The organism is Kordia sp., from assembly GCF_045105435.1.
Taxonomy (GTDB): Bacteria; Bacteroidota; Bacteroidia; order Flavobacteriales; family Flavobacteriaceae; genus Kordia.
In genome coordinates this window covers 1-13,499 of sequence record NZ_JBGCDL010000227.1, presented here as the reverse complement: position 1 = coordinate 13,499, position 13,499 = coordinate 1, and the positions used below count along the sequence as shown (strand labels likewise).

General features: G+C 33.2%; 14 protein-coding genes. 1 reads left to right on the top strand and 13 read right to left on the bottom strand.

Annotated features, from left to right (window positions below; all coding sequences use genetic code 11):
* From pxpA to AB8B65_RS11825, 3 genes are all read right to left on the bottom strand, one after another.
* On the bottom strand, window positions 1-741 hold a 741-nt coding region (pxpA, locus tag AB8B65_RS11835; protein WP_405301234.1), incomplete at its 3' end, for a 5-oxoprolinase subunit PxpA.
* Window positions 742-946: 205 nt separating this feature from the next.
* A complete protein-coding gene (locus AB8B65_RS11830) occupies window positions 947-2,140 on the bottom strand; it encodes an Nramp family divalent metal transporter (protein WP_405301233.1) in 1,194 nt (397 codons plus the stop codon).
* Complete coding sequence (locus tag AB8B65_RS11825) at window positions 2,124-3,239, bottom strand: DUF2891 domain-containing protein (protein WP_405301232.1); 1,116 nt, start codon at window positions 3,237-3,239, stop codon at window positions 2,124-2,126. Before AB8B65_RS11825 ends, AB8B65_RS11830 begins: the two co-directional genes overlap by 17 nt.
* 239 nt (window positions 3,240-3,478) lie before the next feature.
* On the opposite strand from AB8B65_RS11825, the gene AB8B65_RS11820 reads away from it, so the two are divergent.
* Window positions 3,479-4,654, top strand: coding sequence for an NAD-dependent epimerase/dehydratase family protein (locus tag AB8B65_RS11820; RefSeq protein ID WP_405301231.1), 1,176 nt, complete (start codon window positions 3,479-3,481; stop codon window positions 4,652-4,654).
* A gap of 440 nt (window positions 4,655-5,094) precedes the next feature.
* Here AB8B65_RS11820 and AB8B65_RS11815 read toward each other — a convergent pair whose 3' ends face one another.
* The 10 genes from AB8B65_RS11815 to AB8B65_RS11770 form a co-directional block, all read right to left on the bottom strand.
* Window positions 5,095-5,289, bottom strand: coding sequence for a hypothetical protein (locus tag AB8B65_RS11815; RefSeq protein ID WP_405301230.1), 195 nt, complete (start codon window positions 5,287-5,289; stop codon window positions 5,095-5,097).
* A gap of 20 nt (window positions 5,290-5,309) precedes the next feature.
* Window positions 5,310-5,561 (bottom strand): hypothetical protein, encoded by a 252-nt coding sequence (locus AB8B65_RS11810; protein WP_405301229.1) that lies wholly within the window; start codon window positions 5,559-5,561, stop codon window positions 5,310-5,312.
* Between the two features lie 402 nt (window positions 5,562-5,963).
* A complete protein-coding gene (locus AB8B65_RS11805; protein WP_405301228.1) occupies window positions 5,964-6,188 on the bottom strand; it encodes a hypothetical protein in 225 nt (74 codons plus the stop codon).
* Between the two features lie 135 nt (window positions 6,189-6,323).
* Window positions 6,324-7,208: a LytTR family transcriptional regulator DNA-binding domain-containing protein gene (locus tag AB8B65_RS11800; RefSeq protein ID WP_405301226.1), complete on the bottom strand. Its 885-nt coding sequence runs from the start codon at window positions 7,206-7,208 to the stop codon at window positions 6,324-6,326.
* 208 nt (window positions 7,209-7,416) lie between these two features.
* Window positions 7,417-8,724 carry a lipase family protein gene (locus AB8B65_RS11795; protein ID WP_405301225.1) on the bottom strand — a complete coding sequence of 436 codons (1,308 nt, stop codon included), beginning with the start codon at window positions 8,722-8,724 and terminating at the stop codon, window positions 7,417-7,419.
* Between the two features lie 103 nt (window positions 8,725-8,827).
* Window positions 8,828-9,262 carry a DUF1842 domain-containing protein gene (locus AB8B65_RS11790; protein ID WP_405301223.1) on the bottom strand — a complete coding sequence of 145 codons (435 nt, stop codon included), beginning with the start codon at window positions 9,260-9,262 and terminating at the stop codon, window positions 8,828-8,830.
* Window positions 9,263-9,629: 367 nt separating this feature from the next.
* Window positions 9,630-10,367, bottom strand: coding sequence for a LytR/AlgR family response regulator transcription factor (locus tag AB8B65_RS11785; RefSeq protein ID WP_405301222.1), 738 nt, complete (start codon window positions 10,365-10,367; stop codon window positions 9,630-9,632).
* A gap of 6 nt (window positions 10,368-10,373) precedes the next feature.
* Window positions 10,374-12,086 (bottom strand): ATP-binding protein, encoded by a 1,713-nt coding sequence (locus tag AB8B65_RS11780; RefSeq protein WP_405301221.1) that lies wholly within the window; start codon window positions 12,084-12,086, stop codon window positions 10,374-10,376.
* Window positions 12,087-12,119: 33 nt separating this feature from the next.
* Window positions 12,120-12,686 (bottom strand): hypothetical protein, encoded by a 567-nt coding sequence (locus AB8B65_RS11775; protein ID WP_405301220.1) that lies wholly within the window; start codon window positions 12,684-12,686, stop codon window positions 12,120-12,122.
* A 108-nt stretch (window positions 12,687-12,794) separates the two neighbouring features.
* The coding region (locus tag AB8B65_RS11770) for a YifB family Mg chelatase-like AAA ATPase (protein ID WP_405301219.1) at window positions 12,795-13,499 on the bottom strand (705 nt) is incomplete at its 5' end.

Sequence of the window (13,499 nt, the reverse complement as noted above, 5' to 3'; positions counted from 1 at the left end):
GTTAGGAAATTTAGCGTGTTCAACTTCGCTTTCAGCATTAAAATGTGTGTGTAATTGTTGTACAATTTCAATTGCAGATACCGTATCAGAATGCACACAAAATGTATCTGATTTCAAGATACGTTTTTGTTTTGAAATTGTCAGTACTTTTTGTTCATTTTTAAGTGTAGAAACATGTGGAATAATCTCCCCTATTTTGGTTAAAACAGCATTGTCTTTTTTACGCGAAACGAGTGTTAAGTCGTCATTGTAATTTCGATCTGCAAACGCTTCATACATGACCTTGAAATTTTGTTGCAAAGCGATCGTTTCAACCACAGAATTATATGGAATGTAGAGCTTATATTTATCTTTATATTTTGAAATTGCCTTTAAAAAAAGTTGTGCTTTTTCTTCGCTTTTTGCAACATCATTGTACAATGCTCCATGTGGTTTTATATGTGTAATTTTTGTAGCATGTAAAGCGGCTATTTCTTCTAGATTTGTGATTTGTTGCTGTATCGTTTTAATGAATTCGGCGGAAGCCATATCTACAGAAATACGTCCAAAATTTTCCCGATCAGGATACGAAGGATGCGCGCCAATTTCTACTTGATACTTTTTTGCCAATGCAACTACTTCATGCATGGTTTCTACATCTCCTGCATGTCCACCACACGCAATATTACACGCGTTTAGGTACGGCATAAGGATTTCCTCATTGTGTACACCTTCTCCGACATCACAATTGATATGTATCATTTGGGTATTAGATTTTGGGTTTTGGGTCGCTTTGCTTTTTTGTTTTTACTCAATTTTTAAACTTCAATTAGTTGTTGATTCGTTTTTTGTCAATTTGTCAATTAGGTTGTTTTATAGTTTAAACTCTCAACTTATAAAATCATAAACTTCAATTAGTCATTGATTCGATCTTTTCATAATTTAAACTTTTCAACTTCAAAAGCCACTAATTAAAAACCGTATAAATTCCTTTGACTCCTAAAATTATAGTAATTAGAATGATACATATTGCCAGTATGTTTTGAAATAGCGTGTTCTTGTATTTCCCTAAAACATTGGCTTTGTTTACAATCCACACTAAAAAGATAGCGACAATTGGTAATAACAATCCGTTCGCAATTTGCGCAAACGTGATGACTTCTAAAGGTTTAAACTCTAACGATGAAAATACAACGCCTAGCACTAGAATGATTGCCCAAACTGTTCTAAAACGGTTGTCTTTTAAGGAAGCGTTCCAACCAAAACAACTTTTTGCCACATACGCAGCTGCTAAAGGCGCAGTTATTGCTGATGTAATTCCTGCAGCAAATAAGCCAATTCCTAGCAGATATTTAGCGTATTCGCCGTATAATGGTTCTAATCCTTTTGCTAAATCAAGTGCATTGTCAATGTTTCCGCCAGTAGTTGCTGTTGCTGCTACAATGATTGCCATAGAAACAATTCCGCCTAAAATAATAGAGATAATTGTATCTTTTCTAGCACTTGACAAATCATCTTTTGTTTTCCACTTTTCTTTGACTAAAGATGCATGTAGAAAGAGATTGTACGGAACTACCGTTGTTCCAATGAGTCCAATAATAATTAAACTACTGTTTTCTGGAAATGATGGTGTAAATGTTCCTTTTAGTATGGCAATAATGTCTGGTTTTGTTAAAATCGCCGTGATTAAGAATGAAATACTCATTATCAATACAAGTGCTACTAAACTGCGTTCAAGTATTTTGTAGTTCCCTATGAATAGTACTGTAAAGGCGATAATTCCGATCAAAATTGGATAGAATGCAGCTGTGTCTTTTCCAAAAACTTGCATTCCCAATGTAGCGCCACTTATATTTCCAGCTTCATACGCGGCGTTTCCAATGACAATTGCACCAAGAATTAGGAAGATTGCTACGTTTCGTAACAACGGACTTTCTATTTGTTCTTTAATTACTTGCGCCAAGCCTTTTTGCGTAATGATTCCTGTGCGTGCTGCCATTTCCTGCAATACAATTGTTGCAATAATAGAGAGCAACATTGCCCAAAGTAAGCTGTAACCGAATTGCACACCAGCTTTGGTACACATCGTTACTGTTCCTGGTCCGATAAACGCTGCCGCAACAAGCGTTCCTGGCCCTATATTTTTAATCCATTTGAACATTGGCTGCTGTGTTTAATGCATAAATTGCAAAAGATCCTAACCAATGTGTACCTTCGTAATTGTCGTCAACAATACTTGGCAAAGAATAGTTTATGTGTTGGTTTGCAACATTTTTTAGGTGTGCATATTCTGGAAATTCGTTGACGATTCCGTACAGACACCAAGCTCTACTGAAATTGACACCATCTAAGTGTACAAGTTTTCCATCAGTTCTGTCGGACACTTTTCCTTGCGCAAGTTGAAAATTTTTGTCTGCCAATTGTGGTAAGAACGCCTGCAACCACGTTTTGAATTCTTCTTTCCCTAATACTCTTCGCATGATATCGGCTTCTTCCAGACATGGCGATAAAAAGTCAAATCCGCTTGGTTCCCAAGATATTGGACAGTTTTCATCGGTCATATAAAAGTCTTTCGCTCTTTGTTCTATTATCGTTTTTAGCGTCGTGTTTTCCAAGGTTTTGGCATAATCGTACGCAAATGTGAGTCCGAAAGCAGTATTTGTGTGTTCTCCAACTCTGATTGGGTAATTTAATTTTGGCAAAAAGTTCAAATATCCTTGTACTATAATATCAGTTAATGGTTTCAGATTGGTTTCTAATTCGCGTGCTAACGGATCGTCCCAGGTATGTAATTCTTCTGCGAGTTTTAACAACCAAGCCCAACCATACGTGCGTTCAAACGATTTGTTGTATTTTCCTTTGAAGTATAGAATTTCGATTTCTATGTTTTCTTTGGATATATTTTCAGCTAACTTTTTTCTGATTTCGGCACTGTTTTCCAAGTTTGGAAATTGCTTTAATAGTGTCACTAACGACCAATGTCCGTGTACGGAAGAATGCCAGTCAAAACAGCCGTAAAATGCTGGATGTAATGCTTTTGGCGATTGTAAATCTTCGCCGCTACCGATGGTTTGATTGAGTTTGTTTGGATATTCTTCTTGCATACAATGCAATGGCAATGCTGCTAAACGATTGGCCTCAGCTAAGGAAAGCTTTGCAATTTTACTGGAAACATTCACGGTTTCACTTTTTTTGGTTGTTGTTTGAGTTGATTTTTCTGTTTTCGCTTTCGGCTGACATTGTATGAAGATACAAAGCATTAGAAAGTAGCTAATTTTTTTCAATGTTGAAGGTATTTTGATTGGAGTTTCAAGATACATATTTCTGTTTAGACTTGGATGGGTTTTTAGATTTTGTTAGACTTCGCAGATATGCTTTACTCTTTAGAAATCTTAGATATGTGTTACTTTTAGACTTGTTAGATCGGTTTCATTTTGATTGTGTTTTGTGCGATTTGAAAATTTAATAGTATTTTTAAAAACGTAAAACGATAATTGATATGAGCCACAAAACATCGAGAAGAAAATTTTTGGAAACTGCTTTGAAAGCGGGCGTTTTTTTACCATTTTCTAGTACTGTTCTATATAGTTGTATTTCTAAATCGTCTGAAAAGAGCATTACAGAAGTAAATTCATCCAAAAAATTAAAAATACTTATTCTTGGTGGTACTAGCTTTTTGGGACCGCATCAAGTTGCGTATGCTGTTAATAGAGGTCATTCCGTATCAATTTTTACCAGAGGAAAAACCAAACCGTCTATTTATAAAGATGTTTTTGCTAAAGTAGAACAGTTAATAGGTGATCGAGCGAATGATTTAAAAGCGTTAGAGAATCGAAAATGGGATGTTGTGATTGATAATTCTGGACGTAAAGTCGAATGGACAAAACGATCTGCGGCATTATTGAAAGATAATTGTGATGTATATCTTTATACGTCTTCTACAGGAGTGTATTATCCGTATGTGAATAGTGCATTTAAAGAAGATTCTAAAGTCGTTTTATCTGTTCCAGAAGATTGTAAAGAAGAAGAAAAGCTAGAGTATGATTATGGCGTAATGAAAGCTAATTCCGAACTAGCAGCAATTGAACAGTTTGGTAAAGATCGTACTATTGTGGTGCGACCAACGTATATGATTGGACCTTCCGATAGAACAAATCGTTTTATACATTGGCCAGTTCGTCTTGAAAAAGGTGGAGAGATTATGGTACCTGGAAAAAAAGAAGATGCCGTGCAATATGTAGATGTGAGAGATGTTGCCGAATGGATGATTCGCTTAGCAGAAGAAAAAAAGGCTGGAACATATAATGCCGTTGGTCCAAAGGAAGCGCAAAATATGCATGCGTTTATCTCGGAAGCTAAAAAAACCTTTCCTGTTGAAAGTTCTTTGGTTATGATTGACGATTATGAGTTTCTTAAAAAAAATAACATCTACTATATTGTTCCGTGGATTATGTCATCACCAAGTCATATTGGCTCTGCAAAAATAAACAATCAAAAAGCACTACGAAACGGACTTAGCTTCAGAACTCTAAAAGATTCTATAAAAGATACGCTTGCTTGGTGGAAGTCTGATGCTGTAAGTGAAGAACGTAGAAAAGAGTTTATGACGGATCCAAAGTCTATTTTAATGCGAGAAGAAGCTATTATCAAAAAATGGAAAGCCTTAAAAGAATAGTTGTTTGTTTACTACTGATGATATTTTATTTAGAATTAGGACACCAAAAATTATTAATAACTATTTATTACTAAAAACAAAAAAGCGAGTCAAAGTTAGTCATTGTTGGAAGAAAAAATCTTCCGACAATGACTAGCCAAAGCTCGCTTTTATAAATGTTATGTTGGATTTAGCATATATAACATGAGACGTTAGATGCCCATCTTACACTACTACGACATTGTACGTTATTAGTTGGTCGAATAGGTACAGTTTGCAATCCTCCGTTTACTTTATCCAAACTAGAAACTGCAGATTTCTTTAATGATAGTTTACTTAAGTTCTTTTTTTTATTTTTGTATTTGTTCAGTTAATTATTGTTCTGTTTTTATGTCATTTTCATTTTAAAACACAAAGTGAACCTTGAGGCTCACTTTGTTAAGATTTTCTATTGTTTGTAATTAGAATAACCAACAATCTGATGCATAAAATGAAATTGAGCATGTACGCTTAACACTGCATTGGTTAGGTCTACTACATCCAACTGCAACTGGTCCTCCTGGGCTTGCTGGTGCTCCCACTCCTCCTTTTACATTTTCTAAGTTAGAAACTGCATCTTTGTTTAGTGATAGTTTTTTTAGATTCTTTTTTTTCATTTGTTTGATTATTTAGTTAATTATATTCCTATTGGATCTGGGCAATCATTGCAAGCAGAAATTAGTCCTACACAAGCTGTAGCTCCCTGAGAAGTATGACAATATTCTTCTGACGGACATATTCTACTCGTATTCGTAAAACATAGTATTCTATTGTATGTCAATTTTGCTGCTACGGCTCCTGCTTCTACTCCTCCAACAACGAAAGATGCATTTAATCGAGAAATACTTTTCTTATTCAAGGTAAGCTTATTAATGTTCCTTTTTTTCATAATTCTGAAATTTTAATAGTTATTGATTGGTTCTTTAATTTAATGATTTTATGTTGTTATTGTTACTTCAATATTAACATCTATTTCAAGTATTTAAAAAAAAATGTGATGAATGAATGCTTTTTGTGTTGAATGATTAGCTGAATTTATTAGTACTTAATAGTATCTGAATTTTAAAATCGTATGAAGTGTAAATCGCTGTCTAACTGACTTATAAATACGTGTAGTTTTGGTATAGATTGTTCATTTAAGTTTACATCAAGAAGTACTAATAAAAGGTAGTTACAAAAAGAAAAGTGAGCTTTTAAGGCTCACTAGATCATAATTATTATTGTGTAATTACATATTTTTACAATCGGAATTTTAGGCATAAAAAATGTTTTTTAGGTATTAAATTGCGTGTTATTTTGGTGTAGCACAAACAATCCATGAACAAGGAAATCCATAGTCAAATTGAGTTAAACAGACAATTGCCACGCAACTTTTCTGCACTGTGTTACAAGGATCTTGACATGCTGATCCATATCTACTTCCTGCGGCTGCAGCTTCTGCGTTACCTCCAGAAATTTTATCAAGATTAGAAATAACATTTTTATTTAATTTAAGCTTTGTCATTTTTTTTTTCATAATATTTTAAGATTGAGTTATAATTTAATACGAAAACTAAATAAGGTTTGAGTACACTATCAATATTAGCCTGTTTTTCAGATTATTAAAAATAATTGTGACCAATAAATATCACTTTGTGACGAATGTTCCTTGCTATTTTATTTCTTTTCTTAGGTGAGAAAGAATCATTTTTACACAGCTTTTACTAACAGGAATTTCATCTTTTGTTGTTTTTAAAGTAAGTAAAATGCGTTGCGAGTTTCCTTTATGATGTTGCACCTTTTGAATGTTTACATAGTATTGTCTATGACATTTTACAAGAAAATTGTACGGTTTTATACGTTCCGCTATAAAGCGTAATGAAGCACGTAATAATTGCGCTTTTTTATCTCCTGTAGAATAGATTTCTACGTAGTTCCCTGAAGCTTTAATGTATTCTATTTTTGAGGGCATTACTTCGATACATTGATTGACTGTAGGCGATTTTAAGATGATTTTTTTGTCTAAAACTACAAGTTCATCGGTGTCAACAACTGATTTTATAGCTGTTACTGAATGTTGTTGTGTTGCGTATAATCGATCAAGAAGAACCGTGATGATGAATAAAGGTATTGCAATCATGATTGATCTCGGAATTGTTACGAGCATGTAATAAGTTGTATCGACTACGCCGACATCCATCATAAATCTATGATAAACGGTTCCAATAAAACCTGCAATACTCAATATTGCAACTAGTAATAACCAATGATGATAAGTTTTCCAGATACGATTGCCGTTGGCAAATTGAAGTTTTTTAAAGAGTAACCAATACAAGGCATAAATGACAAGTGTTGTGTTGACTCCGTAACCTAATTGAATGATTTTTATGGGAAGTTCAAATTTTGGAATGGCTAAGTAATTGTCATACGGATCAAAGATGTATACGAAAATGGTGAGTACAATTCCAACAACCACAGCCAGTTTAAAATAATAATTTTGATTGTCTATGAGTTGATGTTTTTGCTGAAAGTAATATGTTAGTTTCGTTATTGTCACTGGTTTTGTAATTAAAAAATCAATTTAAAATTACAAAATTGTTATTTGCCCTGATTACGGTTTTACCCTCTTTTGTGACGAAATTCACGTTTTTGTGATGAATAAATAAGCAGCTTTATTTCTTTTAGATAAAAAAATATCCAACATCAATTATGAGTTGATGTTGGATATTTTGAAAACTAAATATGTTAGATTTTCATATCTGTTATTAATTTACATTAGATAAATCATTTAGATTTATACCTAGCGCGTCACCTGCGAGCATTAATACTTTTTGATCTGTAGTTTCAAAGTTTTCTATTTCTTCGGCTTTTACTGTTTTTTTAACGTTGTAATATTGCTCCATAAAAGCCTCAATTTTTAATAATTTATCATAGGCAGTTGTATGTTGATAAGCTGCTTGAAGAAAATACCTAATTAAATTTTCCAAGTTAGAAATGTAAGCTTGTAAAGGTTTTGGTATGTAATTATTTGCTAAAATACTACCTGGTTGTAATGTTTTAAATACCTTTGGCAGTAGTTCTTCTATTTCTTCATTGAATGTACCTGAAACAGTTTCTGCCTTTATGTGCTTATACATATATTGCTTTAAGGTTCCTTTTTTGCATGTATTAAAAACAGCGATTAATGCCATTGTTCCAAAACTTGCGTCCTTTATTTTATATTTCTTATAAATGTTAGGAATCTTAGCGATGTCATCTTTATTCCAAGCTAACGGCACAATATCTAAATCATTTATAACTGATTCATATATAATATTCCCATTATTAATTTGGTCGTTGTAATACTTTATAAAGTTATTCGTTTCTTTAAATTTATTTTTAGTTGGATAAATTCCAATGGTTGGTCCTGCTGTCGGGTAGGTTGACATTTGTATTGTTGCATTTCCACACCATTCTTTCTTTTTATCTGAAAGATATAAGGCTAACGCAGGAGAAAGCGCGCCTCCTAAACTATGTCCAGTTACTGCAACTTCTGCACTAGTTATTTCTTTATCGAGAATAAATTTATGTAAAGTCGACAAAAGATCTGCATTTCCATCTTGCATTTTATGTACCAAAACGTCTAATCCTGTAGCTGTTCCTTGCGAGATATCTCCCATACCTTTCCCGGAGATGTCTTTCCAAACAGCGGTTTTATTTACATGAAAATCTTCTTTCATCCAACCAAAACTTGAAATAGAGTTCGTTCCTGCAATTGCGATTACAAATAGTTTTTTAGTTTTTGAATAATATACGCCCATCGTATTGTCTGCCACTGCATACGAAGAGTTTTGGTCATGCGAGTACACAACTGGTCCCCAGACGGTTTCCCAATCGTCTCCAATGTACTTTTGAGTGTTTGAGTTTGATAATACTTCATTTGACACTTTCTTTACAAAAGTTTGTAGTTTTCTATGTGATTCTCCATAGGTATCTTCGTTAGGGAAAACGACTCCAAATGCAGAATTACTGGCAAATGATAGACTGTGTATGATTCTTGCTTTTCTTTGTTGTGCTGTTTCTGTTTTATTCACGATTTTAGCTTTTGGTTAATTATTAAATTGAGAGGAGTTTTACAACAACATTACTAACACAGAAAGTTGTACAATGCTAGTAATGTTGCTTATTGAATGCCTTTTAGTGATTCGCTGCTTCTGCTAATTTTCCTAAGTCATTGATTTCATTATTTGGCATAGCTCTTACGACTTGATTGGACATTGTAACCCATTCTCCATCTCTTAGAAATGAATAATTGGCAGTTCCTGTTTCCCAGTTGTCTTCTAATAAGATTCTAGCTTCAAAATTCTTTAGACTACCTTTTTCATTTTCGGTATATCCGTTGACAATAATCATGATATGACAACTTGTATTTGTACACAGGTAATTGTATGTTCCTGTCACAGCAGATTCTACGTGTAATGGAGGATTAACAGCTTGAAAAACTACAGAACGTCCTTGCACTGTTTTTGTTTGTGGAGAAACTCCTAGGTTCATTCTACAAGTAATTGCGCCTGCCATACTTTCCCCTATCAGAAGATTTAATAGGAATACATTTGGTACTGAATTTGACATAATGGTTAATTTTAATTGGTTCTCCTACTCTATTTTAGGCTTTTCGGATTTCGCCATGTAATGCACAAAAAGTGATATTATTTTGCTGCTTTACATGGTAAAAGTAGTTGTGAAATAAGCGAAGATGCTGATTTTTTCGTGAGTGAAGATATTTGTTCCGTGAATGATGTTTTTTTTGGAGTGATGGGTTTTGGTTGCTAGTTGCTGGTTGCTAGTACAAACTGAACTTTGAAATCGCGTAAGGGATTGAGCGATTGTTGGAGCTCCTTGAAATGCAATGAAAAGAGCGACTCGCGAAAGCCCGACCTCCATTTTTTTTTGGAGGTTACGCCCAAATTTGTATTCTAAAAGAAGCTATAAAAGAGTTTTATTTTATGATTGTGAAGATGTCTAATAATTGTTTTCTGTGACGCTGACTTACTGGTAAAACGCTATTATTTTTGAGTGTTAGCGTGTAATCTGTTGGCATAACTGATAAGATTTTATCTGTATTTACAACATATTTTCTGTGTAATGACACAAAATTGTCAGGCAATGTTTCTGAAAAACTTTTGAGCGATTTTTGAACTAGAAAACGCGCATCTTTCGTATGAATGAAACAATATTTATCGTCTGATTCAATGTAATAGATGTCACTTACCACAACTTTTATGAGCGTATTTCCCTTTTTTACAAGCAATTTATTGTCTAATTGTAAAGTCGCTTCCTCTTTAGTCGATAATTGTCCAACTTGATTGGCGTATTTTTCAAAAGCCAATTCTATTGAAAATTTCAACGAATACGGATCAACAGGTTTTAATAAGTAATTATATGGATTTTGTTTTTTTGCTTGAGAGAATGAAATTTTATCTTTTGAATTTGTCAAGAATAAGATTGGAATTGGGCGCGTGTTTTGTATGTATTCTGCGAATCGAATGCCTTCACGTTCACCATTCATAAATATGTCAAGAATTGCAATATCTGGCGTTTTTTGATTGAATATTTTCACAGCTTCTTCATAGTTTGTGGCAATTCCGCTGATATTATATTCGTCTGAAAGGATGATTTTTAACATTTCTACTTCAGTTGAATCGTCTTCTAAAATGAATATGTTTAGTTTTTCCATGGTCGTTTATGCTGCGTTTTTGTAAGGTAATGAAATGTTGACAATGGTTCCGCCTGTTGGGTTTGGTTGAATTTTAATGGTTCCGCCGTTAAGTTGAATCATTGATTTGGTAAGCATGAGTCCTAAGCCAGAACTTTTTCTTCCTGTCGTATCTTTTTGTGCTTTGTTTGATTTGATTTCGAAGATACTTTTGAGTATTTTTTCTGGAATTCCAATACCTGAATCTGTAATAAATACAATGAACGATTCGTTTTCAGTTGTTCCAGAAATAGTAATTTTCCCGTTTTTTGGCGTGAATTTAATTGCGTTGTCCAAACAGTTTCGAATGACAATTTTAAAAATTTCCATGTCGCCATAAACTAAAACTGATTTTTCAATATTTGTAGTGAATTGAATGCCTTTTTCTTCAATTAACGATTGGTATTGTAGTTCTATTTGACGAATAATTTGCCACAATGGAAACCATTCTTTTTGAACCGAAAGTAAGTCAGATTGACTCAGCGACCAATTCAATAAATTATCTAACAATAAACTGAGTGCATCAATAATTTGCGTCACATTTTTATCGGACGAAATGCCTTCTGAATTTTTCTTGAGCGCTCGCAATTGAAATAACTGTTTTAAACGTGCAACTGGACTTCGCAAATCGTGTGCAATGATAGTAAACAACTGATTTTTTACTGTGTTTGTTTCATTTAATTCACGATTTAGTTTTTTGATTTTTTTGTTTTGCGCGATGAGTTTTCTGTAGAAAATAAATCCGATTACGAATAATAGAAGGATTCCCGCTGAAATTGCAATAAAGGTGTTTCGTTCTGCTGTTTTAAGGTCTAATTCGGTTTGTTTTTGCGCAATATTGAAGGCTTCTTTTTCTTGTGCAACTTCCCAAATTGCATTTTGTTTTTGGAGTGAATCATTGAGTGCTTTGTGCTCTTTGTAATACTTTATGGCAGCTTCATGTTTTTTTGAAACTTCAAGAATCATGTATAAATTATAAGCAATGTTACTTTTTAATTCTAAATCTTTTAATGATTTGGAATATGTATATGCAGAATCAAAATACTTTTTGGCGAGTTTATCTTTGTATTGCTCAAAATACAGATTTCCTAGGTTTGAGTAGTTTCTGGCTATTTGAATTGAATCTTGGTGCTGTTTGTAAAGCCTCAGTATTTTTTTAGATAGCGAATCTGCAGTTTCAAACGCTCCATTTTTTAAATGTATATATGCTTTATTTTCAAGTATTTCACATGTAAAGTAATGCGATTGAGTTATAGGAATTTTTAGTGATTTGTCATAATAAATTATTGCTGAATCATATTTTTGCTCATTAAAATACAACTTACCTAAACTTTTGTATACAAATTGTTTTATACTTTTATTTTGAGTACTGCCAATGGTATGAAAAAATTGTTTTGCATCATTTTCGACACCAAGCTGTATTAAAATATGCTTTTCTAGTAATGTTTTTAATGTATCGTTCGTTTTGTTATCTGTGAGTATATACCTTTTTGCTTCTTTGAATTTAGTATTGGCAAAACTTGTGTGAGCATTATGCCATGCATCGGTAGCTAAACTACTTTTTTTGTCTAAGTAACTTGTTTTTTTACAATATTGACAATTATTAGCAAACCATTGATCAGTATATGAATTTTGTCCTAACGTAGCGTGAATTCCCAATAAAAATAATGTGTAAAAAAAAAGTTTATCTGTGTTTCTCATAAAAAAATTACATTCTTTAAAACTTTTGGCATTTTATTTTGGTGGGATAAATTTCGTTCCACGTCTTGGCTCACCAACAGTATGTATTTTTTTTAGTATTTCTTTTATTTTATTTATTTTTTCATTGGTTTCTTCTTCGTTAATATTTGCTACAACATTTTTAATTTCTGTCAAAGCTTTAAATGCTGTTATTGGTTTTTCTAAACCAGACTTTTCATTAAAGTCAATTTCGACTTGAATTTCATGTAATTCTAATAAAGGAATTTTATCTTCGTCTTTTGGTTCTAATCTTAATTCCCAATGCTTTCGGTTTAATAGATCTTCGTTAGGCTCATTTTTTAGTAAGCTAGAAGTATTTTTTATATTAATTTTTATACTGCTTTTTCCATCTTTTTCGTCAACCGTAACACATTCAGGAATATAAATATCAGTATCTAAAACTCTGTCTAAGAAATAAGCAGTAATATGAATAACTCCTGTATTTTTTTCAATGTGTACTAAAGGACCTACAGAAGAATTGGTATGATCGATATCCATCGTTCTTTTAGTTGTTTCAGTTACAAGATTTTTTTGTATATCTTTAAATAATATAGAGGACATGGTAGTATTTTTTATGGTTAGTTCTCCTCTAATATATAGTTTATTTACTAAAAAATAAAGTATAATCTTTCTTAGATTATATTATTTTCAACAATTTACACTTGAAAATTACCCCAACCAACCTTCTCTATCCAAACTTCTGTATTGAATTGCTTCTGCAATATGGTTTGGTAAAATGTTCTTTTGTACTTCTAAATCGGCAATAGTTCTCGCTACTTTTAAGATTCTGTCATACGCTCTTGCGGATAGATTTAAACGTTCCATCGCATTTTTGAGCAAACTCAACGCTTCTTTGTCTAGTTTACAATGCTTCCGAATTTGTTTTGTACTCATTTGTGCATTGTAATGTAAGATTTCCGAGTGTTTGAAACGTTCTGTTTGTACTTCTCTCGCTTTGATGACACGCTCGCGAATTTCTGCACTTGTTTCTCCTTTTCGTTCTTCCGATAATTTTTCGAAAGGAACTGGCGTGACTTCGATATGAATATCAATTCGATCTAATAAAGGTCCCGAAATTTTCCCCATGTAGCGATGCATTTCCATTGGAGAAGCACTCATTGGTGAATTAGGATCGTTGAAAAAACCGCTTGGACTCGGATTCATACTTGCTACCAACATAAAACTACTTGGATAGGTTATGGTAAATCGTGCACGCGAAATTGTGACTTCTCTGTCTTCCAACGGTTGTCGCATGACTTCTAAGACACTTCGTTTGAATTCTGGCAATTCATCCAAAAACAACACGCCATTATGTGCTAACGAGATTTCTCCGGGTTGCGGATAACTGCCACCGCCGACTAAAGCGACGTCAGA

Excerpts from the sequence above, each read along its gene's own strand:
- AB8B65_RS11830 (WP_405301233.1), bottom strand. The coding sequence starts at position 2,140 with ATGTTCAAATGGATTAAAAATATAGGGCCAGGAACGCTTGTTGCGGCA.
- AB8B65_RS11825 (WP_405301232.1), bottom strand. The coding sequence starts at position 3,239 with ATGCTTTGTATCTTCATACAATGTCAGCCGAAAGCGAAAACAGAAAAA.
- AB8B65_RS11820 (WP_405301231.1), top strand. The coding sequence starts at position 3,479 with ATGAGCCACAAAACATCGAGAAGAAAATTTTTGGAAACTGCTTTGAAA.
- AB8B65_RS11815 (WP_405301230.1), bottom strand. The coding sequence starts at position 5,289 with ATGAAAAAAAAGAATCTAAAAAAACTATCACTAAACAAAGATGCAGTT.
- AB8B65_RS11810 (WP_405301229.1), bottom strand. The coding sequence starts at position 5,561 with ATGAAAAAAAGGAACATTAATAAGCTTACCTTGAATAAGAAAAGTATT.
- AB8B65_RS11805 (WP_405301228.1), bottom strand. The coding sequence starts at position 6,188 with ATGAAAAAAAAAATGACAAAGCTTAAATTAAATAAAAATGTTATTTCT.
- AB8B65_RS11790 (WP_405301223.1), bottom strand. The coding sequence starts at position 9,262 with ATGTCAAATTCAGTACCAAATGTATTCCTATTAAATCTTCTGATAGGG.
- AB8B65_RS11785 (WP_405301222.1), bottom strand. The coding sequence starts at position 10,367 with ATGGAAAAACTAAACATATTCATTTTAGAAGACGATTCAACTGAAGTA.
- AB8B65_RS11780 (WP_405301221.1), bottom strand. The coding sequence starts at position 12,086 with ATGAGAAACACAGATAAACTTTTTTTTTACACATTATTTTTATTGGGA.
- AB8B65_RS11775 (WP_405301220.1), bottom strand. The coding sequence starts at position 12,686 with ATGTCCTCTATATTATTTAAAGATATACAAAAAAATCTTGTAACTGAA.